Genomic DNA, 26,093 nt, shown 5'->3' with positions numbered 1-26,093 from the left:
ATGACGCTGCGCCTCGCCCCTGCCGGCCTGCTGGCTGCGACCCTCTCCCTCGCGGCCTGCGCCGACCTCGACCCCACCACCCAACGCACCATGACGGGCGCCGCCGGCGGCGCCGCCGGCGGCGCGCTGATCGGCGCCATGGCCGGCAATGCCGGCCTGGGCGCCGCGATCGGCGCCGCGGCCGGCGGCACCGGCGGCTTCGTCTGGGACCGCCACGTGCAGAGCCGCGATCGTGCCTTCGAGCAGGGCGTCGCTGCCGGACGCGCCTCGCCCCCGCGATGACGCCGCTGGCCGCAAGCTGCGGCGGGTGGGGCGCGCGTGCCGGCTTGGCCCTGCTGCTGGCAGGCCTCGCCGGCATCTCGGCCGGCAGGGCGCAGGGCGACGATGCCCTCACCAATGCCGAGCTGCGCCGCCAGCTCGAGGTGCTGCAGCGTCGCCTCGACCGGCTGGAGGCGCGGGACCGGCGGAATGCCGCCCCGCCGCGCCAGGCCCCGGCCAGGGCCGCCGTCCCGGCCTCGCGCCCTGTCGCCCCCCTTGGCGCCCCCCCTGGCGCGCCCCTCGGCGCCCAGGCCGAGGCCGAGGCGGCCGCCCGCGAGGCCCGCGCCGCCGCCGCCGAGGCCCGCGCGGCGCGGCGGGAGGCGGAGGCGGCGCAGGCGAAGGTGACGGCCGTGACCGCGCCGGTGCCCGGCCTGGCGCCGCCCGACCCGGTCGGCCGCCAGGATTTCATGGGGGAGGGCGGCGACGCCCTCCGCTCCGACCTGCCGGGCATCGCCTTCCGCGTTCCCGGCGTCGACTCGCAGGTGCGGCTCTACGGCTTCGCCAAGGTCACCGGCTGGCAGGATTTCGGCGGCCGCAACCAGAGCGATGCGCCGGCGCCCTCGCTCATCCCCCTGCGGGGCAGCGCCGCCGATCGGCAGGGCGGCGATTTCGGGATGAGCGGGCGGTTCAGCCGCATCGGCGTCGACACCCGCAGCCTGACCGGCTGGGGCACGCTGGAGACGCGGCTGGAGGGCGATTTCGGCGGCGGCTCGGCGCTCGAGAACAACGCCGTCTTCCGGCTGCGCCAGGCCTGGGCCGAGATCGGGCCGGAGCAGCTGAAGGTGCTGGCCGGCTTCACCAACAGCCTGTGGAACGAGGGGCTGTTCGAGACCATCATCGACGCCACCAACCTGAACCAGTCCTTCGTGCGGCAGGTGCAGCTGCGCGTCACCGGGCGGCTGGCGCCGGGGCTGACCGGGCAGGCCTCCCTCGAGGCGCCGGACACCAATTTCGTCTCGGCCGATGGCGTCGTCGCGCCGACCGCCCGGCTGCAGGGCGGCGCGAGCCCGGCCTTCAACCACATGCCGGACATCCTCGGCCGGCTGACCTACCGCGATGCGGGCTGGGAGCTGGGGCTGCGCGGCCTGCTGCGCGGGCTGCAGGTCCGCACCGCCGGGACCAATGCCGGCGTGGCGTCGCAGACCGTGGATGCCACCGGCTGGGGCCTGGCCGGCCATGTCCGCATGCCCATGCGCATCCTGTCCCCCTGGTTCGGCCCCGACGAGTTCGTCCTCGGCGGCTATTACGGGGAGGGCATCGGGCGGTACTTCTTCGGCAGCAGCGGCGGCATCGATGCGGCCAGCAATCTCGGCCTGCCCGGCGCACAGGCCGGCGTCAGCCTGAACCCGATCCCCACCTGGGGCGTGACCGCCGCCTATCGGCGCTTCTGGGCGCCGCAATGGCGCAGCAATTTCTCCTGGTCCTGGTCGCGGCAGGATTTCCCCGCCTATGCGCGGCTTTATGTCCCGGGTTCCGCGGCGGCGACGGCGTTGAACCGGGAGTTGCTGCAGGCCTTCGCCAACCTGATCTGGAGCCCCTTTGCCGAGGCGGGGGCGGATGGCCGGGTGAACACCGGCTGGCTGGACATCGGCCTGGAATATCTGTTCACCCGGCGTGACCTGTATGGAGGCAGCGAGGCGACCGGCCCTGGCCAGGCTGGGCACGGCACCGCCAGCCGTCTGCTCTTCGGAGCGGTCGCCCGCTTCTGAGCCAGGCTGCCAGGGAAGGATCTTGCCGTTCATGCCGGTGCTGCTGCTGTCCCTCGGCGCCGCGCTGCGCCGGCTGCTGCCGGCGCTATGTCTGCTGCCCGCCCTCCTGGGGTGCGGGACCATCCTGCGGCTGGACGCGCCCGCGCCCGAGACGGTCATCACCCTGCCCGTCCTCGGCCTGCCCAATGCGCGCTTCTGGCCGGACGGCCCGCCGGATGCGTTGCGGCAGGAGGTGGCGGCCATGCTGGCGCATCAGCGCCAGCGCCCCGCCGGCCCGCCGGCCACGGTGAATCTCCTGGCCGTGTCGGGCGGCGGCGACAACGGCGCCTATGGCGCCGGCCTGCTGAACGGCTGGACGGCATCGGGCACCCGGCCGGAATTCGACGTCGTCACCGGCATCTCCGCCGGCGCGCTGATCGCACCCTTCGCCTTCCTCGGCCCCGCCTATGACGCCAAGCTGCGCGAGGTCTTCACCGAGGTGGCGCCGCCCGACATCCTGCAATTGCGGCGCATTCCCCTGGCGCTGCTGTTCAACATCGCGCTGGCCGATACCTCGCCGCTCTATCGCCTGATCGAGCGGCAGACGGATGCGGCCATGTTGGACGCCATTGCGAGCGAGTACCACCGCGGGCGGCTGCTGCTGATCGGCACCACCAATCTCGACCTGCAGCGCCCCGTGGTCTGGAACATCGGCGCCATCGCCGCCAGCGGCCACCCCCAGGCGCTGACCCTGTTCCGCCGCATCCTGCTCGCCTCGGCCTCCATTCCCGGCGCCTTCCCGCCGGTGCTGATCGAGGTGCAGGACGAGGGACGGACCTATCACGAGATGCATGTGGACGGCGGCGCGGCGACGCAGGTCTTCCTCTACCCGCCGGCGCTGGTGGCGCGGGACCTGGCGGACCGGCCCGCGGCGATGCGGCCGCGCACCGTCTGGGTGATCCGCAACGGGCGAATGGATGTGGAAGGGGCCAACGTCAACCGCGGGCTGTTCAGCATCGCCAGCCGCTCCATTGCCACGCTGCTGCATTTCAGCGGCGTCGGCGACATCAACCGGATCTTCCTGACGGCGCAGCGGGACGGCATGGAATTCCGGCTGAGCTTCATCGGCTCCAACTTCACGGCCGAGCGCCGCCAGCCCTTCGACCAGGGCTTCATGCGCGCGCTGTTCGACTACGGCGCCGCGAAGGCGCTGGAGGGCACGGCCTGGGTGACGGCGCCGCCCGCCGTCGGCACGGTCTCCGCCACCGCCGACCGGGGCAGCGCGCGCTAGACCATGAACCGCTCACACAGGTTCGCGGATCATGGTCTAGGTCATTGTTTTGTCGCGTGATTCGCGCTTTTCGGTGAGTCCACCTCAAGCGATCACGCCCTAGCCTCCCGCCCGCGAGGGTCGCGGGCTTGCCCACTGGCCACGCGGACCAGCAGATCCCGATGGAGGCACGCGCCCGTTCGGCTGAAGAGGCGCCAGCGCGGATGGGCGATGGCGGGCATCCGGGATCCCGCTGCGCGGCCCCGCCTCCTCGGGCAGCGGCGTGGGGCTGGTCCGCGCCGGCGCACCGGCCGTCCGCCTGCGTCATGCGCCTTGGAACGCCTGGCACATGGCCGGCATCCTGCGCCGATGCGGCGACGGTGGCGCCACCCTAGCCTGCATGTCCGCCGGCAGTCGGCCAAGCGCCGCCGGCATGCAGGAAGGGAGGAACGACGTGTCGACCCTGGACGAGGTCCTCGCGCGGCTGGACGCCAATCTCGAGCCGGCGCTTGAGCGGCTCTTCTCCCTCCTCCGCATCAAGTCGATCTCCACCGATCCGGCCTATGCGGCGGACTGCCGGGCCTGCGCGGAATGGCACGCGCGGGACCTGGCCTCGATCGGCTTCGAGGCCACGGTGCGCGACACGCCGGGCCACCCGATGGTGGTGGCGCACCGGCGCGGCGGCCAGGGCAGCTCGGCGCTGTTCTACGGCCATTACGACGTGCAGCCGGTCGATCCGATCGAGCTCTGGGATCATGATCCCTTCGACCCGCAAATCGCCGTCCAGCCGGATGGCACGCGCATCATCAAGGCCCGCGGCGCCTCGGACGACAAGGGCCAGATCATGGCCTTCGTCGAGGCCTGCCGCGCCTGGCAGGCGGTGACCGGCAGCCTGCCGATCCCGCTGACCCTGCTGCTGGAGGGCGAGGAGGAATCCGGCGGCGTCAACCTGCCGCCCTTCCTGGCGCAGCACGCGGCGGAGCTGAAGGCCGATATCGGCCTGATCTGCGACACCAACATGTGGGATGCGCGCACGCCCGCCATCCAGACCATGCTGCGCGGCCTGTGCGGGGAGGAGGTGTTCATCCACGCCGCCGACCGCGACCTCCATTCCGGCTTCTACGGCGCGGCCGCCGCCAACCCCAACCGCGTGCTGGCCCGCATCCTGGCCGAGCTGCACGATGCCGATGGCCGGGTGACGCTGCGCGGCTTCTACGACGGCGTGCCGGAGCTGCCCGAGGCGCTGCGGCGGGATTGGGACACGCTCGGCTTCGATCCGAAGCGCTTCCTCGGCGAGGTCGGCCTCTCCGTGCCCGCGGGGGAGCGGGGCCGCAGCGTGCTCGAGATGGTCTGGTCGCGCCCGACGGCCGAGATCAACGGCATGGGCGGCGGCTACCAGGGCGAGGGCTTCAAGACCGTCATTCCCGCGGTGGCCTCCGCCAAGGTCTCCTTCCGCCTGGTCTTCGACCAGGATCCGCACAAGGTCCGCGCCGCCTTCCGCGAGCATGTCCTGGCGCGGCTCCCGGCGGATTGCCGGGCGGAGTTCGGCGAGCACGGCTCGGGCGGGGCCATCCGCTTCCCGGTGGATGATCCGGCCTTCGGCAAGGCGCGCCAGGCGCTGACGGAGGAATGGGGCAAGCCCGCGGTCTTCATCGGCGGCGGCGGCTCGATCCCCGTGACCGCCGAGCTGAAGAAGGCGTTGGGGATGGACGTGATCCTGGCCGGCTTCGCGCTGGAGGATGACCGCATCCACAGCCCGAACGAAAAGTACAACGTCACCAGTTTCCACAAGGGGATGCGGTCCTGGGCCCGCATCCTGGATGCGCTGTCGCGCTAGAACGGAGCGTGGGAGATGGATACCGGGCACAGCGCGGGTCCGGCGGCGGCGCCGGAAACGACGATGCAGCGGCTGCTGAATGCCGTGGAGCGGGTGGGAAACCGGGTGCCGCACCCGGTGATGATCTTCGTCTATCTGATCCTGGCCGTCGTGATCCTCTCCCACCTGCTCTACGTCTTCCGGCTGGGCGTGAGCTACGAGGTGATCGATCCGGAGACCGACCAGCTGGTGCCGCGGACGGCGCTGGCGCGCAGCCTGCTGACACTGGACGGCATCCGGTTCATGTTCACCGGCGTCGTCAGCAACTTCATGGCCTTCAACGCCGTCGGCGTCATCATCGTGGCCATGCTGGGCGTCGGCATCGCCGAGGAATCGGGGCTGGTCCAGGCGCTGATCAAGACGCTGGTGAAGGCGGCGCCGCGGGCGGCGCTGACCTACATCCTGGCCTTCGTCGGCATCGTCTCCTCCATCGCCGCGGATGCCGGCTACCTCGTGCTGATCCCGCTGGCCGCCGCCGCCTATGTCAGCGTCGGGCGGCATCCGCTCGCGGGCCTGGCGCTCGGCTTCTCCTCGGTCGCCTCGGCCTTCCTGGTCAATGTCATGATCGTCCCGACGGATGCGATCCTGACCGAGATCACCAACGACGCCATCCACCTGCTGGATGGCAGCCGCTCCATCGACCTGGCGGCCAATCTCTGGTTCTCGATCGGCTCCGTGGCCATGCTGGTGCTGCTGATCGGGCTGGTGAACGACCGCGTGGTCGAGCCGCGGCTCGGGACCTATGCCGGCGAGCTGCCCGACGCCGCCGAGGGCGCGCTGACCGCGGCCGAGTCACGCGGCCTGCGCTACGCGCTCTATGGCATGCTGGGGGTGCTGGCCTTCATCGCGCTGCTGACCTTGCCGCCGGGCGCGCCGCTGCGCCACCCGGAGACCGGGGCGATCATCGGCGCCTCGCCCTTCATGAACAGCCTCATCGTCTCCATCGCCCTGATCTTCGGCGTGTCGGGCGCGGCCTTCGGCATCGGCGCGGGAACGCTCAAGGGGACGACCGGCATCATCGGCGCCATGCAGAAGGCGATCGGCAGCCTGGCCGGGCTCATCCTCCTGCTCTTCGTCATTGCGCAGTTCCTCGCCTTCTTCAACTTCAGCAACATGGCGACGCTGGCCGCGGTCGGGCTGGCCGGCGTGCTGAAGGATGCCAACCTGGACGCGCTGTGGCTGCTGGTGGGCTTCATCGTCGTGACCCTGGTGGTGGACCTGGTCATCACCGGCGCGGTCGCGAAATGGGCCCTCTTCGCGCCGATCTTCATACCGCTGCTGATGAAGTTGAGCGTCGACCCGGAAGTGGTGCTGGCCGCCTACCGGGTCGGCGACAGCCCGATGAACGCCATCACCCCGTTGAACGCCTATTTCGCGCTGATCGTTACCTTCGCGCAGCGCTACCAGAAGGAGGCGGGGGTGGGGACCGTCATTGCGCTGATGCTGCCGCATGTCGCCACCCTCTGCGTCGCCTGGACGCTGTTCTTCGTCGCCTGGTTCCTGATCGGCCTCCCCTGGGGATTGTAGGGGTCGAGCCGGTCATGGCATGCGTAGGGCCGGTCATGGCGGCCCGCCACCTCCGCTTCGGGACGGCAGAGCCACGGCCAATGCCGCAGCGGGGGACCCTGGATGACGTCGTGCGACCGCCGTGGGATGATCTGGGCGCTGCCGGCTCTCCTGGCAGCCGGGCCGGCCATGGCGCAGACGCGGGCGCGTCAGGCGGACCCCAACCCGGACGCCTCCATTGCGATCGAGCAACTGCGCGTCGGCATCCTGGCCGTGGGCGCCGCGATCGGCGGCGGCCGCCTGCGCTTCCGCGGGGAGGAGTATCCCTTCTCGGTGCGCGGGCTGGAGTTCGGCAGCCTCGGCGTGGCCAGCCTGTCCGCGAGCGGCGAGGTCTTCAACCTGCCGCGGCTCGACCGCTTTCCGGGCCGCTACGTGGAGCGCCCGGCGCCGCGCCCGCCGGGCGGCAGCGGCGGGCCGACCACGTATTTCCTGCGCAACGACTCGGGCGTGGAGCTGCGGCTCCGGACCGAACGCGCAGGCGGCCAGCTCCGCTTCGGGTCGGCGGGCGTCACCATCGAGCTGCGCTGAGGCCCGACGGCCCCGCGCGGCGGGGCTGCATGCCGTGATCCTCGACGGCTTCCTGCTGGCGCAGATGCTCTCCGCCTGGCTGTTCGGCTACTCGGCGCTGCTGAGCATCATCAACCCGCCGGCCGGCGCCCTGATCTTCCACGGGATGACCCAGTGGCTCAGCGAGCGCGAACGCGCCCGCCTGGCGCGCGCCATCGCCCTCAACAGCTTCGCCGTGCTCGTGGTCGCGCTGTTCCTCGGTGCGCGCGTGCTGGGCTTCTTCGGCATCTCGCTGGAGGCGTTGCGCATCGCCGGCGGCCTCGCCGTCGCCGTCTCCGGCTGGCGCATGCTGTCCGAGGAACCGGGTGCGGCGCAACGCAAGGCGGACAAGATGCCCACCTCGCTCGAGACCGCGCCGGTGGAGCGGATGGCCTTCTTCCCCCTGACCCTGCCGCTGACCACCGGGCCAGGCTCCATCGCCGCCTCCATCGCCCTGGCGGCGGAGCGGCGCGCCTCCGGGCTGGGCGACCTGCTGGTCAGCGGCGTCGCCTCCGTCCTCGTCGCGGCCAGCGTCGCGGTGACCATCTGGCTCGCCTATGCCTATTCCGGCGCGCTGGTCCGCCGGCTCGGTCCGCAGGGCACGGTCGTCGCCTCCAAGCTCGCCGCCTTCCTCCTGCTCTGCATCGGCGCGCAGATCATGCTGACCGGCGCGACCGATGCGCTGCGCCACGTGCTGGCGACGCCGGGCTGATGCGCCATGCCCTCGCCATCACCGCCACCGGCAGCCGAAGGATCCGATCATGACCACCGACCTGCTGCTGGTGCTGCTGCTGCTCGGCAGCGCCATCGCCATGTTCGTGCTCAACCGGCCGCGCATGGATGCGGTGGGCCTGATCATGATCGTGCTGCTGCCGCTGACCGGGGTGCTGACGGTGAACGAGGCGCTGGCCGGCTTCGCCGATGCCAGCATCATCCTGATCGCCGCGCTCTTCGTCATCGGCGAGGGATTGGTGAGGACCGGCGTCGCCCGCCACATGGGGGACTGGCTGGGAAAGGTCGCCGGCGGCAACGAGGCGCGGGCGCTGGTGATGCTCATGCTGGCGGCCGCCTTCCTGGGCGCGGTGATGAGCAGTACTGCCGTGGTCGCCATCTTCATCCCGATCGTCCTGCGGCTGTGCCAGGGCACCGCCACCTCGCCGCGCCGGTTGATGATGCCGCTTTCGGTCGCGGCGCTGCTCAGCGGCATGCTGACCCTGATCGCAACCGCGCCGAACCTGATGGTGAACGCCGAGCTGGCGAGGCAGGGGCTGGAGGGCTTCGGCTTCTTCGGCATCACGCCGTTCGGCCTGCCGCTGCTGGCGATCGCGATTCCCTACATGCTGCTGGCGCGCCGCTTCCTGGGGGGCGGCACGGCATCGGCCACGGCGCCGGAGCTCCGGCGGGCTCGGCTGCGCGACTGGATCGAGCTCTATGACCTGCCGGACCGCGAATACCGGCTGTTCCTGACCGAGACCTCGCCGCTGGCCGGCCAGCGGCTGGGAGACCTGACGCTGCGGGCGGAAGGATTGAACATCCTGGCGGTGGAGCGGGCGCGCCGATTCGGTGCCGATCTGCTGCGGCCGCGGACCGAGCTGGTGCTGCAGCCCGGCGACGTGCTGCTGGCCGATCTGCAGGCGCGCGACGCGGCACCGGGAGAGTTGTTCGCCAAATACGGGATCAAGGCGCTGCCGCTGGGCGAGGAGAGCCGCTACTTCACCAACCGCGCGCAGGAGATCGGCATGGTCGAGGCGCTGGTGCCGGCGGACTCGCCGCTGCTGGGCCTGACCATCCTGGAGGCACGGCTGCAATCGGAGTATGGGCTGACCGCGATCGGCCTGCGGCGCGGCCGCAAGCCGGCCGGCCCGCATCTGCTGGAGCAGCGGCTGGCCGTCGGCGATGGTCTGCTGCTCTTCGGCTTCTGGTCGGATCTCAGCAAGCTGCGTCAGGGCGACGCGGAGCTGGTGCTGCTGAACCTGCCGGCCGAGTTCGACGAGGTGCTGCCGGCCGCCGGACGCGCCCCCGCAGCCGTGGCCTGCCTTCTTCTGACGGTCGGCCTGATGGTGGCGGGCGTGCTGCCGAACGTGCATGCGGCGCTGATCGGCTGCCTGCTGATGGGGCTGTTCGGGTGCGTGGACCTGACCAGCGCCTATCGCGCCATCAATTGGAAGACGCTGGTGCTGATCGTCGGCATGCTGCCCTTCTCCGTCGCGTTGCAGCGCACGGGCGGGGTAGACCTGGCCGCGGACGCCCTGCTTGCCGCCGCGGGCGAGCATTCGCCGAGGATCGTGCTGACGGTGCTCTTCGCGGTCACCATGCTGCTCGGCCTGTTCATCTCCAACACGGCAACCGCCGTGCTGATGGCGCCGGTGGCGCTGGCCGTGGCGGCGGATCTCGGGCTGTCGCCCTATCCCTTCGCCATGACGGTGGCCCTCGCGGCCTCCACCGCCTTCATGACACCCGTGTCGTCGCCGGTGAACACCCTGGTCGTCGGGCCAGGAAACTACAGCTTCGGCGACTTCATGAAGGTCGGCCTGCCCTTCTCCCTGCTCTGCATGGGCATCAGCGTGGTGCTGGTGCCGTGGCTGTTGCCGCTGCGCTGAAGGCGATGCGTGGCCGGTCGCAACGCGCCTGCAGGCGGCGGGTGGCGTCACTGCAGGCTGCGCAGCAACTCGGTGAGCGTCGGACAGGCGGCCGCCGAGATCGGGCGGCGCAGGGCAATCGTCCGGTCTCCCGAACGGGCCGCCATGCGCACGTCGCTCGGTGCGCAGCCGAATTCCCGGCGGAAGGTGCGGCTGAAGGCGGAGGCGTCGAAGAAGCCCAGATCCTGGGCAACCTCGTAGATGCCGCGCAGGTTGTCGGGATTGGCCAGGGCGCGGTACGCCTCCCGCAGGCGCTCCGACTGGATGTAGCGTGCAACGCCGCCGAGGGGTTCGAACAGCCGGTAAAGCTGGGATCGGGACATGCCGACCATGCGGCAGAGCCTTCGCGGCGTCAGCGTCGGCGACCGGAGTTTCTGCCGGATCGCCAGCCGCACGCGCTCCAGCCGCGCATGTTCGAGCATGGGCATCGGGTCGTCCGGCTGCCCGTGCACCGGAACGATGCAGGCGGCGATCATGGCGCGCGTCGCCTCGACCAGGCGCGGCAGCTCGCACTCCGAGGTCTCCGGCAGTTGCATCTCCAGCGTTCTCATGTAGCTGGCCAGCAGCGATCCCAGACTGCCGCCCAGGGGCGCGTACAACCGCCTGTCGATGATGGGCGCCAGATTGGGGAAGGCGTCGCGCGGCACCACCAGGCTGATCCACTCGCTCTCCGACCGCACCACCTCGCAGCTATTGGCGAGGGACAGGATGACCGGCTGCCCCGGCCGCACGAGCACGAGCCCGCTCTGCGTTCGCAGTTCGAGTCCGCCACGATGGGACAGGCGAATGATCCAGTGGTCGAGCGCGTCGCGCCGCACCTGCGCCCGGTCCCGGCGGTAGCGCAGCCCATCGGCGGATGCGCGAAGGAAGGCAAAGGGACCGAGCTTCCAGGTGGTGCAGCGACCCCGGAAACCGAAGGTGCCGAGCGGCTCCTCCATCTGCACGCCCGGGCCGCACTGTGCCTGCCAGGCCACGAACTGCTCCGAAGGCGGAACGCCAGCGGTCGAGGCAATATGGGCAGGCTTCAGCAGTGTCTCGCGCGAGACCGGATCGACCACGCTTGCCGGTGCGGGCGGGGCGTGGAGCAGGCGCGGAAGCGTGGCGGTCTGCATCTCTATCATCCCGTAAAGGTTGCAAGGGCGCCGGCCGCCTTGGCAGTGTCGGGACCCAGGGAGCTGGCCGCGCTGCTCCGCGGTGGGTCGGTGGCTGCACGGAACCTGATAGCTCCCGGTCGCAGCAAGCCGAATCACCCGCTTTGGGACAGCTTGTGCAAACCAGGGATGCAAGGCTCATCACCAGGCCGCCACGAACCGGTAGGGTCTGCATCGTCGGCCCGGTGCATGGCGCGTTCCCACCTCATCCTGCAGCGGGAGCGTCCGGCATCCTGGCGACTCAATGGAGGAGATCGCAATGGCGCTTCGCCCATCGCTCGCAATCATGCCGGCCTTGGCCGGCCTTGTCCTCGCCTTTGCAACGCCATCCGCCCTGGCGCAGTCCAGCCTTGGTTCGCGCGAATTCCAGACTGCCGAATTGTCGGAGCTGTCGCCGAAGCTGCGGGAGGAGGTCTTGCAGCGCGCGACCGGCGGCAACACGCCGCGCGGCGTGCTGGAGGTGATGCTGCTGAACGCCATGCAGGGCCGCTTCCCGGCCAGCAAGATCGTTGCGATCGACATGGGGCGTGGCGTCGCCGTGCTGCAGACGCCGGAGAAGCAGTTGAAGGCGGTGACCTTCAACAAGCAGGAAGGCCTGCAATTCGTGGGTGAGGTGGCACTACAATAGCCCGCTGACGGGCGCGCGATCGCGCGCGCCCGCCAAGTGGCAGCGGGAGGGCCATCCATGCACAACCTGTTGCACCTCGAGGAGGCGATCGGCCCGCCTGCCGTCTCGACCGGCCGGTTGCCGGCATCGGGCGCGGTGGCCGGCCTCGTCCAGGCGGCCTGGGAGCGCTACGGCCCCGTGACCGAGGGCAAGGTCGCCGACTACATCCCCATGCTTGCGGAGGCCTCGCCGGACTGGTTCGGCCTCTGCGTCGCCGGCGTGGATGGCGTCGTGCAGACCGCCGGCGATGCCGACCGGCCCTTCTCGATCCAGAGCATCTCCAAGCCGTTCGTCTTCGCCCTCGTCTGCCAGGCGCTCGGCGGCGGGCGCGCCCGCGAGAGCGTCGGCGTCAACGCCACCGGCCTCGCCTTCAACTCGGTCATGGCGATCGAGCTGAATCCCGGACGCACCATGAACCCCATGGTCAATGCCGGCGCCATCGCCACCACCAGCTTGGTCCCGGGCCGCGATCCCGCGGCGAAATGGCGCTTCCTCCTCGACGGCATGTCGGCCTTCGCGGGCCGCAGGCTGACGATGGACGAGGCGGTCTACGCATCGGAAGCCGCGACCAACCAGCGCAACCAGGGCATCGCCCGGCTGCTGCACAGCTATGGCCGGATGTATTGCGATCCGGACGAGGCGACGGATCTCTACACGCGGCAATGCGCCATCTCGGTCACGGCGAGGGATCTCGCGGTCATGGGTGCGACCTTGGCCGATGGCGGCGTCAATCCCTTGACGCGGGAACGGGTGCTGGATGCGGATCGTTGCAAGCGCGTGCTGGCAGTGATGGCGACGGCCGGGCTCTACGAGCAGTCCGGCGACTGGCTCTACGAGGTGGGGTTGCCGGGCAAGAGCGGCGTCTCGGGCGGCCTCGTCACCATCGCGCCCGGCAAGGGCGGCCTCGGCACCTTCTCCCCGCCGCTGGATGAGGCCGGCAACAGCGTGCGCGGACAGCTCGCAACGCGATTTCTCTCCGAGCGGCTGGGGCTCAACCTGTTCGCCTCGAAGCCGGACGCCGACTGACAACGCGCTGTTGGAGAACCGAGGACATGGACGCACAGGCGGACTCCGTCGCCGCAGCGCCGGTGACACAGCGCGAGAGCTGGGTGCCGATGATCGCCATCGCGCTCGGCCAGGCCATCATGTCCTTCAACGTCGCGGCCCTGCCGGTCTCGCTCTCCGGCATGGTGGCCAGCTTCGGCGTGCCGCCGACCACGGTTGCGACCGGCATCGTCATGTACTCCCTGGCCGTGGCCGGCTTCGTCATGCTGGGCGCCAAGCTGGTGCAGCGCTTCGGCGCGACGGCCGTGTTCCGCTACGTGGTGCTCGCCTTCGGCGCGGCGCAGGTGCTGATGACCTTCGCGCCGACCGCCTTCGTGATGCTGATGGCCCAGCTCCTGGCCGGGCTGGCGGCGGCGGTGAACGTGCCGGCCCTGGTGGCGCTGATCGCGCATCACTACCGGGGGGAGCAGCAGGCCGCCGCGGTCGGCGCGCTCGGCTCCGCCCGCGCAGGCGCCGGCGTCGCGGCCTTCCTCATCGGCGGCATGCTCGGCACCTTCATCGGCTGGCGGCCGGTCTTCGGCCTGCTGATCGCGGTCTGCGCCCTCGTCTTCGCGCTGAGCTTCCGCTTGAAGCCGCAAAGCGCCCGGCCGGAGGTGCGGATCGACCTGGTGGGCGTGGTGCTGGCGGCGGCTGCCATCATCCTGACGGTGTTCGGCTTCAACAACCTCAACCGCTGGGGCTTGGGCTCGGTGCGGCCCGGCGCCCCCTTCGACGTGCTGGGGATGTCCCCGGCGCCGCTGATGATCGTGGTCGGCATCGTCCTGCTGCAGGTCTTCATCGCCTGGTGCCGGCGCGTCCAGGGGCGGGGCGGCACGCCGCTGCTCGATCTTCGGGTCATCACCTCCAGCCGGGAGAAGGCGGCGGTGATGGCGATGTTCAGCGTGGTGGCGCTGGAGGCGATGCTGAACTTCGCCGTCCCGCTCTACATCCAGATCGTGCAGGGCCGCACGCCGATCGAGACGGCCATCGCCATGCTGCCCTTCAACCTGACGGTGTTCTTCACCGCCATGCTCGTGGTGCGCCTGTACCAGCGCTTCACGCCACGGGTGATCGGCATGGCCGGCTTCGCCCTTTGCACGGCGGCGCTGCTCTGGCTTGCCTTCGTTATTCGCAATGACTGGAGCGCGCCGGTGGTCATGACCGGGCTGATCCTGTTCGGCATCGGCCAGGGGGCGCTGGTGACGCTGGTGTTCAACGTGCTCGTGACCGCGGCCCCGAAGGAGCTGGCGGGCGATGTCGGCTCGCTGCGCGGCACCACGCAGAACCTCGCCGCCGGTGTCGGCACCGCGGTCGCCGGGGCGTTGCTGGTGGGGCTGCTGAGCGCGAATGTCCTGCGGGCCGTCGCCGAGAATCCGCGCCTGCCGCCGGAGATCCGGGCCCAGGTCGATCTGGACAGCATCAACTTCGTCTCCAATGCCCGGCTGCTGGAGATCATGGAGCGCACCTCCGCCTCGCCCGAGCAGGTGGCGGCTGCGGTGGAGGTGAACACCCAGGCGCGGCTGCGCGCCCTGAAGATCGGGCTGCTGGTGATGGCCTGCGTCGCGCTGCTGACCATCCTGCCCGCCAGCCGCCTGCCGAATTACGTGCCGGGGGAGATCCCCGACGCGCCACCGGCGCCGCCTGGCCGGGCGTCCAGCTGATGCCTCGCCGCCGCATCCTCGTCCTTTCCCTCGGCGGCACGATCACCATGCTGCCCAGCTCGGGAGGGGGCATCGCCCCCTCGCTCGGCGCGGAGGATCTGGTCAAGGCCGTCCCGGCCCTGGCCGATGTCGCCGATGTGGAGGCGCATTCGCCCTTCCGCCTGCCCAGCCCCTCGCTCTCCCCCGCCGGTCTGGTGGAGGTGGCGCGACAGATCGAGACGGCATTCGACCGGGGCTGTGCCGGCGCCGTGGTGGTGCAGGGCACGGACACGATCGAGGAATCCGCATTCCTCCTGGATCTGCTGGTATCCCACGAACAACCGGTGGTGCTCACCGGCGCCATGCGCGGCGCCGATGCGCCGGGTGCCGACGGGCCGGCCAACCTGCTGGCCGCGGTGCGCACCGCGGCGTCGGAGGAAGCGCGCGGCCTCGGCACGCTGGTGGTGCTCAACTACGACATCCATGCGGCACGCTTCGTGCAGAAATCGCACTCGGCGCTGCCGTCCGCCTTCGCCTCGCCGCTGGTCGGGCCGATCGGTGCCGTCGTGGAAGGGCGGCCGCGCATCTATGTCCGGCTGCCACGGCTGGGCGGCCTGCGCAGCTATGGCGGACCGCCGCTCCCGATCGCGCTGCTGCGCTGGGCAATGGGCGAGGATGGCCGGCTGCTCGATGCGTTGCCGCGGCTCGGCTATGCCGGCGCCGTGGTGGAGGGCATGGGGGCGGGCCATGTGCCGGCCGAGGTCGCGCCGCTGCTCGGCGGGCTGGCGGCGCATATGCCGGTGGTGCTGGCCACCCGCTGCCAGGCCGGGCCGGTCTTCACCCGCACCTATGGCTATGCCGGCGGGGAGATCGACCTGATCGGCCGCGGGCTGATCCCGGCCGGTATTCTCTCAGGTCCCAAGGCGCGGCTGCTGCTCGGCCTCGCGCTGCGCAAGGGCTGCGGCCAGGCCGCGGCGGCGGCGGCCTTCGCGCCCTATCAGTGATCCTCGACACCAGGAAAGACCGATGCCATGGCCGATCTCCTCGTCATCTCCTATCCCTCGGAAGCCGAGGCCGAACAGGTGCGCAGCCGCCTGCTCGGCATGCAGAAGGAATACCTGATCGAACTGGGCGATGCCGTGGTGGCGGTGAAGCAGCCCGACGGACAGGTGAAGCTGAACCAGCTTTTCTCGCCGGCGGCGGCCGGCGCCGCCAGCGGCGCGCTCTGGGGCTCGCTGCTCGGGCTCATCCTGCTGTCGCCGCTGATCGGGGCTGCCTTGGGGGCAGCCGGCGGCGCGCTCGGCGGCAAGCTCTCCGATGTCGGGATCAACGACGGCTTCATGAAGGAGGTGGCGCAGAGCCTGGATGCCGGCCATGCCGCCCTGTTCCTGCTGATCCGCAAGATGACGGCGGACCGGGTGGTGGCCGAGCTGCAGGGCACCGGTGGGCGGGTCATGCGGAGTTCCTTCGACGAGACGAAGGAACAGGCGCTGCGCGAGGCGCTGGAGGGCGCGAAGGCAGCGGCCGCCTTGCCGGCCGCCTGATACGAACGGCCGTTGCTGGTGACCCATCAACGGCCCCCATGGGCAGTCCCCTTGGCGCCGGGCGCAACCCTCCGATTTGCCCGGGCCTTCGCCGCGTCGCGCTGACAGGCGCGCCTCACGGCGCGACCGGCGGCGCCCATCCGGGCGCTCGGCATCGATGAATCCTTCATGCCGTTGGGATGAGGCGCGGGGCGTGGCGCCCGGCAACCGGTCCCCTGCTGCCCGGGCCCGCGCGGCCTCCGCGGCCGCTCCGTCCCGGGCCGACCCCACGGCGGCGGTGACGCGGGCCGCCCGCGGGCGAGCCGGCCGCGCAGCGGGAACGAGCCCGCCCGCCGCCGCCCCTCGCCGAGCGGAACCGGACTCGCCCGGCCAGCCTCGCTCAACCGGCCTCGCTCACCCGGCCTCGCTCACCCGGCACCGGCCAGCAGGGCGCCGAACAGCGCCAGCACCAGGACGAGCAGGGCAAGCCCGGCGGTCGGCCAGGCGCGCAGCCTCTTCTCCAGATGCGACACCGCGGCGCCGATGATCGCGCCGCCGCGACCGACCCGGCCAGCGAGGACGAGCAGGTCGCCCTCCGGCACGGTCGGCAGATGCCCGCCCCAGCGGCCGAGGAGCAGGGCCAGGACGGCCCCCAGCAGCACCGGCCAGAGCAGGCCGACCGGATCCTTGGCCAGAGCTTCCCAGGAATCGCCAAGCCAGGGATCGCCCGGGCCGATGGCGCCGAACAGGACCCATGGTCCCAGCACCGCGGCGCCGGCCATGCCGAGCCAGGCGAGCAGGGGGACCCAGCTCGGCCGTGCCGTCGCGTCCGCGGGCGGCAGGCTGGCCAGGCGGCGGATGAAATGCAGCATCAGCAGGGTGGAGCCGGCGGCGGAGAGCGCGGCCAGCGCCCCCACCAGCCCGGCATCGAGCTGCGGCTTCACCGCGAGCTTCGCCAGCGCGCCGCCGCTGCCGGGCAGGCCGCCGAAGCCAAGGGCGAGAAACAGCGCCGGCAGCAGCAGCAACCCGGTCCGGCGCGCCCCGCCGACGGCGCCCGCCAGCCCGACCGCGAGGAAGAGCGCGCCCTTCGCCAGCACGTGGTGCATGGCGTAGAAGGCGACCGCCATCGCCGTGCCCGGTACGGCCAAGGCCAGCCCCATGCCGAGGGCGGCGACGGTGACGCCCATCTGGCTGACGGTGGAATAGGCGAGCACGGTCTTCGGGTTGGTCTGGGTGATGCCGCAGCCAACGGCCCAGAAGGCGGTGAACAGGCCGAGGGCTGCCAGCCCGTCCCCCCAGCCCTCGAGGGCGCCGTCGGCCGGCAGGAAGCGCAGCAGGCCGATGATGCCGGCCTTGACGATGGCGCCGCTCAGCACGGCGGAGGCCGGCATGGGGGCCGCCGGATGCGCCAGCGGCAGCCAGACATGCAGCGGGACGAGGCCGGCCTTGAGGCCGAAGCCCGCCACGAGCAGGCCGAGGATGAGGCCGCGCGCCGGGGATCCTGGCAGCGCCGCCACCGCATCGGCGATGGCGAGGCTCGATGTCGGCACCGCATCCGCCAACAGCGCGAAGGCCAGCAGCAGGCAGACCTCGCCCATCACGGCCAGCAGCAGCGTGATCTCCCCCGCGCGCCGCGCGCGCGGCGTGCCGTCCTGCACGATCAGGCCGAAGGCCGCGAGGCTGACCGCGGCGAAGGTGAGGTAGAAGGTGACGAGGTCACCCGCCAGGAAGACGCCGAGGCTGCCCCAGAGCGTGACCAGCCACCAGACGGCGAAGCGCTCCAGGCCCGCCTGGCGGCCGAGATAGGCCGGTGCATAAGCGCCCGCCGCGCTCCAGAGCAGCGCAGCGGCGCCGAGCAGCAGCGCCGAGGGCGCATCGAGCGCAAGGGTGAGGCGCAGCCCCGCCCCGTCCATCACCAGCGGCGGCGCCCCGGCGGCGAACAGCGCGGCCAGCAACCCGGGCAGCGGCGCGAGCCAGAGCAGCCCCGGCACGCGCCGCCGGGGCGCCGGCCAGAGGCAGGCGAGCAGCAGGGCCAGCGGCGCGGCCAGGGTCAGCACCATGAGGCCCTGCGCGCCGGTCACGGCAGCGCCCCGAGGGCGCCCGGGCGCCCGATCTGCACCAGGCCGAAGGAGGCGAGCGGCAGCAGGCCCAGCGCGACGGAGATCAGCGCCAGGCCGAGCGCGACGTTCTGCGGGCCGTGCGGCAGGGGACGCGGCCTCGGGGCGTCGCCTGGCGGCGCGGCAATCGTGCCGGCGAGGACGCGGTAGACATAGCCGCCGGTCAGCAGCCCGCCGCCCAGGATGACGGCCGCCCACCACCACTGGCCGTCGCCGAGGGCCGAGGTCAGCAGCAGCCATTTGGCGGTGAAGCCGCCGCTCGGCGGGATGCCCATCAGCGACAGCCCCGCCAGGCCGAAGGCGAAGACGGCGCGCGGCACGGCCTGGCCGGCGCCGCCCAGCGCCGTCACCCGGTCATGGCCCAGCGCCGTGGCGATCAGCCCGGCCGCGAGGAACATCGCCGCCTTGGCGAAGGCGTGCGAGCCCGCCTGCAGCAGGCCGCCGAGCCAGGCATGCGACGCGGTCTCGGCGGCCCCCGAAAGCACCAGCGGGAGCATCAGGAACAGGTAGCCGATCTGCGCCACGGTGGAGTAGGCGACCAGCAGCTTCAGCCGCGCCTGCCGCAGCGCCACCAGGCTGCCGACCAGGATGGCCGCGGCGCCGAGCGCGGCGAGCAGGGGGGCCGCCGCCATCGCCGGCAGCGGCGGCAGCACCCAGATCCACACCCGCAGCAGCAGCACGAAGGCAGCCTTGACCACCAGGCCCGACAGCAGGGCGGAGGCCGCGGGCGGCGCCCCGGCATGCGCCGGCGGCAGCCAGAGATGCAGCGGAAACAGCGCCATCTTGGCCGCCAGCCCGGCGGTCATCAGCGCGGCCGCCAGCAGGGTCGGCAGGTCCGCGCGCGTCCGCCCGGCCAGCAGCCGGAAGTCGAGCGTGCCGTAGCCGCCATAGAGCAGCGCGGTGCCGAGCAGGTAGAGCACCGAGCCGATCAGGGCGAAGAGCAGGTAGCGCAGCTCGGAGCGGAACTGGCTCGGCTTGCCCTCGAGGCAGGCGAGGGACAGCGCCGCGAAGGTCAGCATCTCCAGCGCGACGAACAGGTTGAACAGGTCGCCGCCGAGGAAGGCGGCGGCCAGCGAGCCGGCCAGCGCCAGCAGGAAGCACCAATAGGCGAGGGCGGCCCGCGTCTCCGCCTGGTCCGGCGGGGTGGCGTGCGCGGCGCGGCCGAAGAGCGCGACGGCGAACAGCACCAGCGCCGTGGTCAGCAGCATGGCGGCGGCGACGCCATCCGCGACCAGCGCGAGGCCCAGGGGCGGCGCCCAGCCGCCGGGCAGGTAGACGATGGGAGCGCCCATCCGCAGCACCGCCGCGCTCACCGCGACGCCGACGCCGACGCCGAGGCCGAGCAGGAGGAGCGCCAGGCGCTCCGCCGCCCGGCCGCCGAGGACGAAGGCCAGCAGCATGCCCGCCACCGGCAGGACGAGCGCGACGACCAGCAGCCAGCCGGCCGGGGTGGTCGCGGTCATGCGTCGCCGGCCTGGGCGTCCGGCGGCGGCGAGACGGTGACGGCGGCGGTGATCTGGTACATGCGCAGCGCCATCGCGACGGCCAGCGCGGTGGCGGCGAAGGCGACGACGATGCCGGTGATGACCATCGCCTGCGGCACGGGATCGGCGGCGAGGCCGGCCGGCGCGGTGCGGCGCGCCACCACGCCGAACAGCAGGAACACCCCGCCGCCGAGCAGGTTGAAGGCGAGGATCTTGCGCAGCACCGCCGCCTGCACCACCAGCCCGAACAGGCCGAGGGCGACCAGCGCCGCGCCGAGCAGGCCATAGAGCACCGGGCCGCTCATGCCCGGCGCTCCGGCGGGCCGACGACCAGCAGGGCGAGGGCGGCGGCGACCGAAAGGGTCATCGCGGCCTCGACCAGCAGCAGCAGCGGCTTGCCCAGGGCCGCGGGCCAGGCGAGGAAGCTGCCATCCAGCACGGCGCCCAGCAGGCCGGCCAGCAGGAAGCCGAGCGGCCCGGCGACCAGCACCAGGCGCACCCGGCGGTCGGCGACCGAGGGGGGCCGGACCAGCCCGGCGCCCCAGGCCAGCACCCACATGGCCGCCAGCACCGTGCCGCCCTGGAATTTCCCGCCGGGCGCATCCGCCCCCACCCAGGCGATGTGGATGCCGATGACGATGCCGACCGGCGGCAGCCAGCGCGCCAGCAGCGCCAGCGGCCCATCCCGTTGGCGGGCGAAGCGCGGGCCCGGGATGCCGCCCCAATGCCGGTCCGGCCCCATGGCCCAGACCGCCAGCACGGCGAAGACCAGCACGATGGATTCCAGCAGCGTGTCCAGGCCGCGATAGGCCATCAGCACCGCCGCGACGAGATTGCCGAGCCCGACCTCCGCGCTGCGCGCCGCCGCCTCCGCCGCCGGGCCCGGCACCGTCGCGGGCAGGGCCAGCACGGCGAGCGCGAGGCCGAGGCCGAGGCCGCCCGCGAGCAGCCCGGCGAGGAGGGTCGTGGCGCGGCCGGGCGTCGCCGCCGCCACCTCCGCCGCGCCGCGCCGCAGCCGCACCGCGGATTGCAGCAGGATCACGCCGGTGGCGCCGGCGCCGACCGCGGCCTCCGTCAGCGCCACGTCCACCGCCGCCAGCCGCACCCAGGCGAGCGAGGCCAGCAGGCCGAAGCCGACGAAGCCGATGACGGCGGCGAAGGGGGTGGGCGCGGCCAGCGTCCAGAGCGCGGCGGCAAGGATCAGCAGCGCCACCATCCCATCCAGCAGCCAGTCGAGGATCATGCCGGCGGCTCCGCCGCGCGCACCCGTTCGGCGACCATCTGCGCCGCGCTCGCGCCGGAGAGCAGGACGAGCGCCCAGATCACCAGCAGCTTCAGCGCCGCGAAGACGCCGGCCGCGAAGGGCAGCAGGCCGAGCGCGACAAGCCCGAGCCCCAGGTTGTCGGCCTTGGTCAGCGCATGCAGCCGGCTGAGCTGGTCGGGGAAGCGGATCAGCCCGGCGCTGCCGGCGACGAAGAAGAAGGCCCCCGCGGCGGCCAGCAGCAGGCCGAGGAATTGCAGCGCCGCGCTCATCGCTGGCGGGCCAGCCGCGCGCCGAGCACGAAGGCAACGGTCGCGAAGGCGCCGAACAGCGCGAGCAGCAGCGCGACGTCGAGCAGCGCGGGGTCGCCGGTGGCGGCGCCCAGCAGCAGCAGCGCCGCGATGGCGCCGGTCGAGAGCAGCTGCGCCGCCATCAGCCTGTCCGCCGGCGCCGGCCCGCGCAGCACGCGCCACAATCCGGCGGCGACCGAGCCGAGGATGATCGTGGCGAGCAGGGTCAGCGCCTCAGTCACGGGCTGCGCCTTGCGTCGAGGCGGCGGCGAAGAGCGCCTCGACCGCGCGCGTCTCCCGCTCGACCGGCAGGCGCGTGTCGAGGGCATGGACCAGCAGCCGACCGTCCGGGTCCACCGCCACCGGCAGGGTGCCGGGCTGCAGGCTGGCCAGCAGGCGGAACTGGTCGCGGGCCGGCCCGGGCGGCAGGCCGAAGGGCACGGCCGCCTCGCCCGGCCGTATCGGCAGGCGCGGGTCGAGCGCGCGCCGGGCGGTGTCGAGCCCGGCGACCAGCGAGGCGCGCAGGACGGAGAGGCCGAGCCGGAGCATGGCGAGCGGGGCGAGGCGGCGCGGCACCGGCGGCGAGAGGGCCAGGCTGGCCCGCGTCGCCAGGGCGGCCGCCAGCAGCCCGATGGCGAGGTCCGCCGCCTGCGTCCCGCCATCCAGCGCGAGCCAGAGGGTGAAGAAGCCGGAGGCCCGCAGCAGCGTCGCGGCCGCCATTCAGACGTCCTCCGCCGCTGCCTCGGCCGCCAGCTTCGGTTGCGAGGAGGCGGGCGCCGCCCCCGGCCGGGCCGGGCCTGGCCGGGCGCGGAACCAGGTGACATAGAGCGTCGGCAGGAAGACCAGCGTCAGCAGGGTCGCCACCAGCAGCCCGCCCATGATGGCGAAGGCCATCGGCCCCCAGAAGACGGTGGGCGCGATGGGGATCATGCCGAGCACGGTCGAGACCGCCGTCAGCATCATCGGCCGGAAGCGCGAGGAGGCGGCCGCCACCACCGCGTCCCAGACCTCGAGGCCAGCCTCCCGGTCAGCCTCGATCTGCACGATCAGGATGACGGCGTTCTTCGCGATCATGCCGAGCAGCGCCAGGATGCCGAGGATGGCGACGAAGCCGAGCGGCCGGCCGAAGAGCAGCAACGCCATGACGACGCCGATGATGCCGAGCGGCAGCACCGATATCACGAGGCCGAGCCGCTGGAAGCTCTGCAGCTGCACCATCAGGATGGTCAGCATGAGCACCAGCATCAGCGGCACCACGGCGAGGACGGAGGCGCGCGAGTCCGCGCTCTCCTCGGCGATGCCGCCGAGCTCGATGGCATAGCCCTGGGGCAGCGTCTTGCTGGTCTCGGCGATGCCGGCCGCCAGCCGCTCGACCACCGCCTCCGGCAGCACGCCGGGCATGACATCGGCCGCGACGGTCAGCGTCGGCACCCGGTTGCGCCGCCAGATCAGCGGGTATTCCTGCTCGTAGGCGAAGCTGGCGAAGGTGCCGAGCGCCACGGTCCGGCCGCCGGGAACCGGCACCTGCAGCGAGCGCAGGCTGTCGAGCGAGAGGCGCTGGTCGGCGGTGGCGCGCGCCACCACGTTGACGAGGTAGATGTCGTCCCGCACCTGCGTCACCACCGTGCCGGTGACGGCGGCGTTCATGATGGCGGCGAGGCTGGCGGAGCTGAGGCCGAGCAGCCGTGCCTGGTCCTGGTCGATCTGCACCCGCACCTGTCGCGCGGGCTCGATCCAGTCGAAATTGACGTACCGCGTGCTGGGATCGCCGGCGACCGTCTGGGCGACCCGCAACGCGATCTCGCGCACCGTCTCCACCTCCGGTCCGAGGACGCGGTACTGCACCGGCCAGCCGACCGGCGGGCCGAGCTCGAGCGGATAGACGCGCGCGACGGCCTGCGGGAAGGCATCGGCCAGCAGCGTCTCCAGCCGGGGCTGCAGGCGCTCCCGCGCCGCGAGATCCGTCGCCACCACCACGGCCTGGGCGAAGAAGGGGTTGGGAAGCTGCACGTTGAGCGGCAGGTAGAAGCGGATGGCGCCGCGGCCGACATAGGCGCTCCACCGTGCCACGTCCGGGTCCTTCTCCAGGGCCGCGTCGAGCTCGCGCACCGCCGCCTCGCTCGCATGGATGGAGGCGTTCTGCGGCAGCGTCAGGTCGATCAGCAGCTCCGGCCGGTCGGAGGAGGGGAAGAATTGCTGCGGCACGAAGCGGATCGCCCAGAGCGCCAGGACGAAGGCGGCGATGGTCAGCCCTATCGTCGCCCAGCGCGCCCGCATGGCGCCGAGCAGCAGGCCGGTATAGGCGCGCATCAGCAGGCCGGGCCGCGCATCCACCTTGGCCGCCGCTCCGGGCTTCGGGGCCTTGAGGAGGGCGAGGCCGATCAGCGGCGCGAAGAGCACCGCGACGAACCAGGAGACGATGAGCGAGATGCCGACGACGGCGAAGATGGAGAAGGTGTACTCGCCGGCCGAGCTGGCGGCGAAGCCGATGGGCACGAAGCCCGCGATGGTGACGAGCGTGCCGGTCAGCATCGGCGCCGCCAGCGTGCGGTAGGCGAAGCTGCCGGCCTGCACCTTCGTGTCGCCCGCGGCGAGCCGGCGGATCATGGCGTCGATCGTGGTCATCGCGTCGTCCACCAGCAGGGTGAGGGCGATGATCAGGGCGCCGAGGGAGATGCGCTGCAGGTCGATGCCGAAGACGCTCATCAGCGGGAAGACGATGGCGAGCGTGAGCGGGATGGACAGCGCCACCACCGCGCCCGGCCGGATGCCGAGGCTGACGAAGCTGGCGACGATGATGATCAGGATGGCCTGCCAGAGGCTCTCGGTGAACTCGCCGATGGCGGTGTCCACGGTCGCCGGCTGGTCGGCGACGAGGACCCCCTCGATGCCGATGGGCAGGTCGGCGGTGATCGCCGCCATCTCCCGCTTGACGTTCTGGCCAAGCGCCAGGATATCCCCGGCCTCCCGCATGGCGATCGCCAGGCCGATCGCGGGCTGCCCGTTCACCCGGAACAGCGGCTGCGGCGGATCGGTGGTGCCGCGCCGGACCTCGGCGATGTCGCCGAGGCGGATCAGGCGGCCATTGGCGACGAAGTTCACGCCGAGGATGTCCTGCTCGGTGCCGAAGGCGCCGGAGACCCGGACCGAGAGGCGCTCGTCGCCCGTCTGCACCATGCCGGCGGGCCGCACCACGTTCTGCGCCTGCAGGGCGGCCACCAGCGCCGGGTAGTTGAGGCCGAGCCCGGCCAGGCGTTCGGTCGAGAACTCGATGAAGATCTGCTCGTCCTGCGCGCCGAGCACCTCCACCTTCGAGACGTCCTGCACCCGCAGCAGGCGGGACCGGGCGGCCTCCACATGGTCGCGCAGCTCGCGATGGCTGAAGCCGTCGGCGGTGAAGCCGTAGATGATGCCGAAGGTGTCGCCGAAATCGTCGTTGAAGCCGGGGCCGATAACGCCCTGCGGCAGGGTGTGGCGCATGTCGCCGATGCGCTTGCGCACCTCGTACCACATGTCCGGCACCACGGCGGGCGGGGTCGCGCCCTTCAGGTCGACGAAGATCGTGGTCTGGCCGGGCACGGTGTAGCTGCGGAGCGTGTCGAGGTTGGGCACCTCCTGCAGCGTGCGCTCCAGACGCTCGGTCACCTGCAGCAGCGTCTCCTCGATGGAGGCGCCGGGCCAGGCGGCCGAGACGATCATGGTGCGGAAGGTGAAGGCCGGGTCCTCGTCCCGGCCGAGGCGGAAGAAGGCAAGGCTGCCCACCACCACGGCAACGATCATCAGGTAGATGGTGACCGACCGGCGGCTGACCGCGACGGCCGAGAGGTTGGGGCCGATCATCGCGCCGCGGCCTGCTGTCCCAGCAGCCGCACCTTCTGGCCGGGCCGCAACGCCTGCACGCCGGCCGTGACCACGGTCTCGCCGGTCTCCAGCCCCTGTCCGACCAGCACCCGGGCCGGGTCGAAGCGCACCACCTCGATGGGGCGCAGCGAGACGGTCTGCGTCGCCGGGTCCACCACCCACACCGCCGGCTGCGCCTGGGCCCGCGTCAGCGCGCTGGCCGGGATCTCGATCATGTCGCTGCCGCCGATCCCCATCCGGCCGGTGACGGTGGAGCCGAGCCGCAGGGCGGGCGGTGGCGCGTCGAGCCCGACGCGGACGCGGAAGGTGCCGGTCGCGGGGTCGGCGCGGGGCGAGACCTCCCGCACCCGGCCGATGGCGCGGATGCTGGGGTCCATGGTCAGCGACACCTCGATCACCGGCTCGGCGGGCGCCTGGTCCTTCAGGGAGGGCGGCACGTCGAAGACCGCGTCGCGCCCGCCCTCCCGGGCGATCTGCACGATCATCCGGCCAGGCTGCACCACCTCGCCGGGCTCGGCGCCGCGGGCGGTGACGGTGCCGCCGGCATCGGCGAGCAAATCGGTATAGCCCAGCCGGTTCTCGGCGATGTTGACCTGCGCCTGGGCGGCGTCGAGCGCGGATTCGGCGCTGCGCAGGGTACGCGTCGCCTCGTCGTAGCGGACGCGGGTGGTGAAGCCGGTCTGCAGCAATTCCCTCTGCCGCTGGTAATTGTTGCGCGCCTCGGTCAGCCGGGCGCGGGCCGCCGTCAGCTCGGCGCGGGCGGCGCGCAGCGCATTCTCCTCGTTGGTGCGGTCCAGCCGGGCGATGAGCTGCCCGGCCGTCACCTGGTCGCCGACATTGACCCGGCGCTCGATCATGCGGCCGTCGATGCGGAACGCCAGGTTGACCTCGGTCTCCGCCTCCACCGTGCCGGTGAGGGTGACGACGTCGCCGCCGCTGCGCGGCGCGACGGTCGTGACGCGCACCGGGCGGATCTCCGGCGGCGTCGGCGGCGCGGCATCGTCGCAGGCCGCCAGCGCCGTGAACACCAGGAGGGCTGGCAACAACCGGGACCGCAGGCGCAACATGGCTTCCGCCGGACGATCCAGGCGACGCATCGATGATCTCCGACCTTGCGGTCCGGCCCCGAGCCGGCCGGTCGACAGGGACAAG

Annotated in this window: 23 protein-coding genes; 13 read left to right on the top strand and 10 right to left on the bottom strand. The window is 72.2% G+C overall.

Annotation, left to right across the window (positions count from 1 at the left end; all coding sequences use genetic code 11):
- From DOO78_RS09280 to DOO78_RS09245, 8 genes are all read left to right on the top strand, one after another.
- Complete coding sequence (locus DOO78_RS09280) at positions 1–282, top strand: glycine zipper family protein (protein ID WP_111469477.1); 282 nt, start codon at positions 1–3, stop codon at positions 280–282.
- A gap of 44 nt (positions 283–326) precedes the next feature.
- Positions 327–2,027: a hypothetical protein gene (locus DOO78_RS09275; RefSeq protein ID WP_128080030.1), complete on the top strand. Its 1,701-nt coding sequence runs from the start codon at positions 327–329 to the stop codon at positions 2,025–2,027.
- A 31-nt stretch (positions 2,028–2,058) separates the two neighbouring features.
- Positions 2,059–3,297 (top strand): patatin-like phospholipase family protein, encoded by a 1,239-nt coding sequence (locus DOO78_RS09270; protein ID WP_165838804.1) that lies wholly within the window; start codon positions 2,059–2,061, stop codon positions 3,295–3,297.
- Between the two features lie 433 nt (positions 3,298–3,730).
- Complete coding sequence (locus DOO78_RS09265; protein WP_408887570.1) at positions 3,731–5,113, top strand: M20/M25/M40 family metallo-hydrolase; 1,383 nt, start codon at positions 3,731–3,733, stop codon at positions 5,111–5,113.
- A gap of 15 nt (positions 5,114–5,128) precedes the next feature.
- Complete coding sequence (locus DOO78_RS09260) at positions 5,129–6,679, top strand: AbgT family transporter (RefSeq protein ID WP_111469474.1); 1,551 nt, start codon at positions 5,129–5,131, stop codon at positions 6,677–6,679.
- Positions 6,680–6,847: 168 nt separating this feature from the next.
- A complete protein-coding gene (locus tag DOO78_RS09255; protein WP_128080029.1) occupies positions 6,848–7,246 on the top strand; it encodes a hypothetical protein in 399 nt (132 codons plus the stop codon).
- A gap of 34 nt (positions 7,247–7,280) precedes the next feature.
- Entirely contained in the window at positions 7,281–7,976 is a 696-nt protein-coding gene (locus DOO78_RS09250) for a MarC family protein (RefSeq protein WP_207802845.1), read from the top strand.
- A gap of 49 nt (positions 7,977–8,025) precedes the next feature.
- Positions 8,026–9,864 carry an SLC13 family permease gene (locus DOO78_RS09245; protein ID WP_111469472.1) on the top strand — a complete coding sequence of 613 codons (1,839 nt, stop codon included), beginning with the start codon at positions 8,026–8,028 and terminating at the stop codon, positions 9,862–9,864.
- 47 nt (positions 9,865–9,911) lie between these two features.
- On the opposite strand, the gene DOO78_RS09240 is transcribed toward DOO78_RS09245, so the two are convergent.
- The gene (locus DOO78_RS09240; protein ID WP_165838803.1) at positions 9,912–11,015 is read right to left on the bottom strand and encodes a helix-turn-helix domain-containing protein; all 1,104 of its coding nucleotides are present in this window, start codon (positions 11,013–11,015) and stop codon (positions 9,912–9,914) included.
- A 283-nt stretch (positions 11,016–11,298) separates the two neighbouring features.
- Between DOO78_RS09240 and DOO78_RS09235 the strand changes: the two genes are divergently transcribed.
- From DOO78_RS09235 to DOO78_RS09215, 5 genes are read left to right on the top strand one after another with little or no spacing between them, the layout of a single operon-like run.
- Positions 11,299–11,682, top strand: coding sequence for a hypothetical protein (locus DOO78_RS09235; RefSeq protein WP_111469470.1), 384 nt, complete (start codon positions 11,299–11,301; stop codon positions 11,680–11,682).
- A gap of 57 nt (positions 11,683–11,739) precedes the next feature.
- Positions 11,740–12,747: a glutaminase A gene (gene glsA, locus DOO78_RS09230; protein ID WP_111469469.1), complete on the top strand. Its 1,008-nt coding sequence runs from the start codon at positions 11,740–11,742 to the stop codon at positions 12,745–12,747.
- Positions 12,748–12,773: 26 nt separating this feature from the next.
- On the top strand, positions 12,774–14,426 hold the full coding sequence (locus tag DOO78_RS09225) for an MFS transporter (RefSeq protein WP_243634478.1): 1,653 nt from the start codon (positions 12,774–12,776) through the stop codon (positions 14,424–14,426).
- Complete coding sequence (locus DOO78_RS09220) at positions 14,426–15,409, top strand: asparaginase (RefSeq protein ID WP_111469468.1); 984 nt, start codon at positions 14,426–14,428, stop codon at positions 15,407–15,409. Before DOO78_RS09225 ends, DOO78_RS09220 begins: the two co-directional genes overlap by 1 nt.
- 27 nt (positions 15,410–15,436) lie before the next feature.
- Positions 15,437–15,949 (top strand): DUF1269 domain-containing protein, encoded by a 513-nt coding sequence (locus tag DOO78_RS09215; protein WP_111469467.1) that lies wholly within the window; start codon positions 15,437–15,439, stop codon positions 15,947–15,949.
- A 407-nt stretch (positions 15,950–16,356) separates the two neighbouring features.
- On the opposite strand, the gene DOO78_RS09210 is transcribed toward DOO78_RS09215, so the two are convergent.
- The 9 genes from DOO78_RS09210 to DOO78_RS09170 are packed head-to-tail and all read right to left on the bottom strand — an operon-like array spanning position 16,357 to position 25,969.
- Positions 16,357–18,009, bottom strand: a complete 1,653-nt coding sequence (locus tag DOO78_RS09210) for a complex I subunit 5 family protein (RefSeq protein WP_111469466.1) — start codon at positions 18,007–18,009, stop codon at positions 16,357–16,359.
- A complete protein-coding gene (locus DOO78_RS09205) occupies positions 18,006–19,508 on the bottom strand; it encodes a complex I subunit 5 family protein (protein ID WP_111469465.1) in 1,503 nt (500 codons plus the stop codon). Before DOO78_RS09205 ends, DOO78_RS09210 begins: the two co-directional genes overlap by 4 nt.
- Positions 19,505–19,834 (bottom strand): NADH-quinone oxidoreductase subunit K, encoded by a 330-nt coding sequence (locus tag DOO78_RS09200; RefSeq protein WP_111469464.1) that lies wholly within the window; start codon positions 19,832–19,834, stop codon positions 19,505–19,507. Before DOO78_RS09200 ends, DOO78_RS09205 begins: the two co-directional genes overlap by 4 nt.
- The gene (locus DOO78_RS09195; protein WP_111469463.1) at positions 19,831–20,772 is read right to left on the bottom strand and encodes a hydrogenase subunit MbhD domain-containing protein; all 942 of its coding nucleotides are present in this window, start codon (positions 20,770–20,772) and stop codon (positions 19,831–19,833) included. The genes DOO78_RS09200 and DOO78_RS09195 overlap by 4 nt, the downstream gene beginning before the upstream one ends.
- Complete coding sequence (locus tag DOO78_RS09190) at positions 20,769–21,062, bottom strand: monovalent cation/H(+) antiporter subunit G (protein ID WP_111469462.1); 294 nt, start codon at positions 21,060–21,062, stop codon at positions 20,769–20,771. The genes DOO78_RS09195 and DOO78_RS09190 overlap by 4 nt, the downstream gene beginning before the upstream one ends.
- A complete protein-coding gene (locus DOO78_RS09185; RefSeq protein ID WP_243634477.1) occupies positions 21,059–21,322 on the bottom strand; it encodes a monovalent cation/H+ antiporter complex subunit F in 264 nt (87 codons plus the stop codon). Before DOO78_RS09185 ends, DOO78_RS09190 begins: the two co-directional genes overlap by 4 nt.
- Positions 21,315–21,800, bottom strand: coding sequence for a Na+/H+ antiporter subunit E (locus DOO78_RS09180; RefSeq protein WP_111469460.1), 486 nt, complete (start codon positions 21,798–21,800; stop codon positions 21,315–21,317). Before DOO78_RS09180 ends, DOO78_RS09185 begins: the two co-directional genes overlap by 8 nt.
- Positions 21,801–24,920, bottom strand: a complete 3,120-nt coding sequence (locus tag DOO78_RS09175; RefSeq protein WP_111469459.1) for an efflux RND transporter permease subunit — start codon at positions 24,918–24,920, stop codon at positions 21,801–21,803.
- Positions 24,917–25,969 carry an efflux RND transporter periplasmic adaptor subunit gene (locus tag DOO78_RS09170; RefSeq protein WP_243634476.1) on the bottom strand — a complete coding sequence of 351 codons (1,053 nt, stop codon included), beginning with the start codon at positions 25,967–25,969 and terminating at the stop codon, positions 24,917–24,919. The genes DOO78_RS09175 and DOO78_RS09170 overlap by 4 nt, the downstream gene beginning before the upstream one ends.
- Positions 25,970–26,093: the final 124 nt, after the last annotated feature.

The sequence above is a fragment of the Roseicella frigidaeris genome, from assembly GCF_003258945.1.
GTDB classification, from domain to species: Bacteria; Pseudomonadota; Alphaproteobacteria; order Acetobacterales; family Acetobacteraceae; genus Paracraurococcus; species Paracraurococcus frigidaeris.
The sequence above is the reverse complement of the archived record's forward strand: the minus strand, read 5'-3'. Positions and strand labels throughout refer to the sequence as shown.

Bases quoted from the DNA above. Each gene is read 5' to 3' on its own strand.
- DOO78_RS09215 (WP_111469467.1), top strand. From the start codon at position 15,437: ATGGCCGATCTCCTCGTCATCTCCTATCCCTCGGAAGCCGAGGCCGAA.
- DOO78_RS09180 (WP_111469460.1), bottom strand. From the start codon at position 21,800: ATGGCGGCCGCGACGCTGCTGCGGGCCTCCGGCTTCTTCACCCTCTGG.
- DOO78_RS09245 (WP_111469472.1), top strand. From the start codon at position 8,026: ATGACCACCGACCTGCTGCTGGTGCTGCTGCTGCTCGGCAGCGCCATC.
- DOO78_RS09175 (WP_111469459.1), bottom strand. From the start codon at position 24,920: ATGATCGGCCCCAACCTCTCGGCCGTCGCGGTCAGCCGCCGGTCGGTC.
- DOO78_RS09280 (WP_111469477.1), top strand. From the start codon at position 1: ATGACGCTGCGCCTCGCCCCTGCCGGCCTGCTGGCTGCGACCCTCTCC.
- DOO78_RS09255 (WP_128080029.1), top strand. From the start codon at position 6,848: ATGGCGCAGACGCGGGCGCGTCAGGCGGACCCCAACCCGGACGCCTCC.
- DOO78_RS09260 (WP_111469474.1), top strand. From the start codon at position 5,129: ATGGATACCGGGCACAGCGCGGGTCCGGCGGCGGCGCCGGAAACGACG.
- DOO78_RS09205 (WP_111469465.1), bottom strand. From the start codon at position 19,508: ATGACCGCGACCACCCCGGCCGGCTGGCTGCTGGTCGTCGCGCTCGTC.
- DOO78_RS09195 (WP_111469463.1), bottom strand. From the start codon at position 20,772: ATGATCCTCGACTGGCTGCTGGATGGGATGGTGGCGCTGCTGATCCTT.
- DOO78_RS09270 (WP_165838804.1), top strand. From the start codon at position 2,059: ATGCCGGTGCTGCTGCTGTCCCTCGGCGCCGCGCTGCGCCGGCTGCTG.
- DOO78_RS09200 (WP_111469464.1), bottom strand. From the start codon at position 19,834: ATGAGCGGCCCGGTGCTCTATGGCCTGCTCGGCGCGGCGCTGGTCGCC.
- glsA (WP_111469469.1), top strand. From the start codon at position 11,740: ATGCACAACCTGTTGCACCTCGAGGAGGCGATCGGCCCGCCTGCCGTC.
- DOO78_RS09220 (WP_111469468.1), top strand. From the start codon at position 14,426: ATGCCTCGCCGCCGCATCCTCGTCCTTTCCCTCGGCGGCACGATCACC.
- DOO78_RS09240 (WP_165838803.1), bottom strand. From the start codon at position 11,015: ATGCAGACCGCCACGCTTCCGCGCCTGCTCCACGCCCCGCCCGCACCG.
- DOO78_RS09235 (WP_111469470.1), top strand. From the start codon at position 11,299: ATGGAGGAGATCGCAATGGCGCTTCGCCCATCGCTCGCAATCATGCCG.
- DOO78_RS09190 (WP_111469462.1), bottom strand. From the start codon at position 21,062: ATGAGCGCGGCGCTGCAATTCCTCGGCCTGCTGCTGGCCGCCGCGGGG.
- DOO78_RS09225 (WP_243634478.1), top strand. From the start codon at position 12,774: ATGGACGCACAGGCGGACTCCGTCGCCGCAGCGCCGGTGACACAGCGC.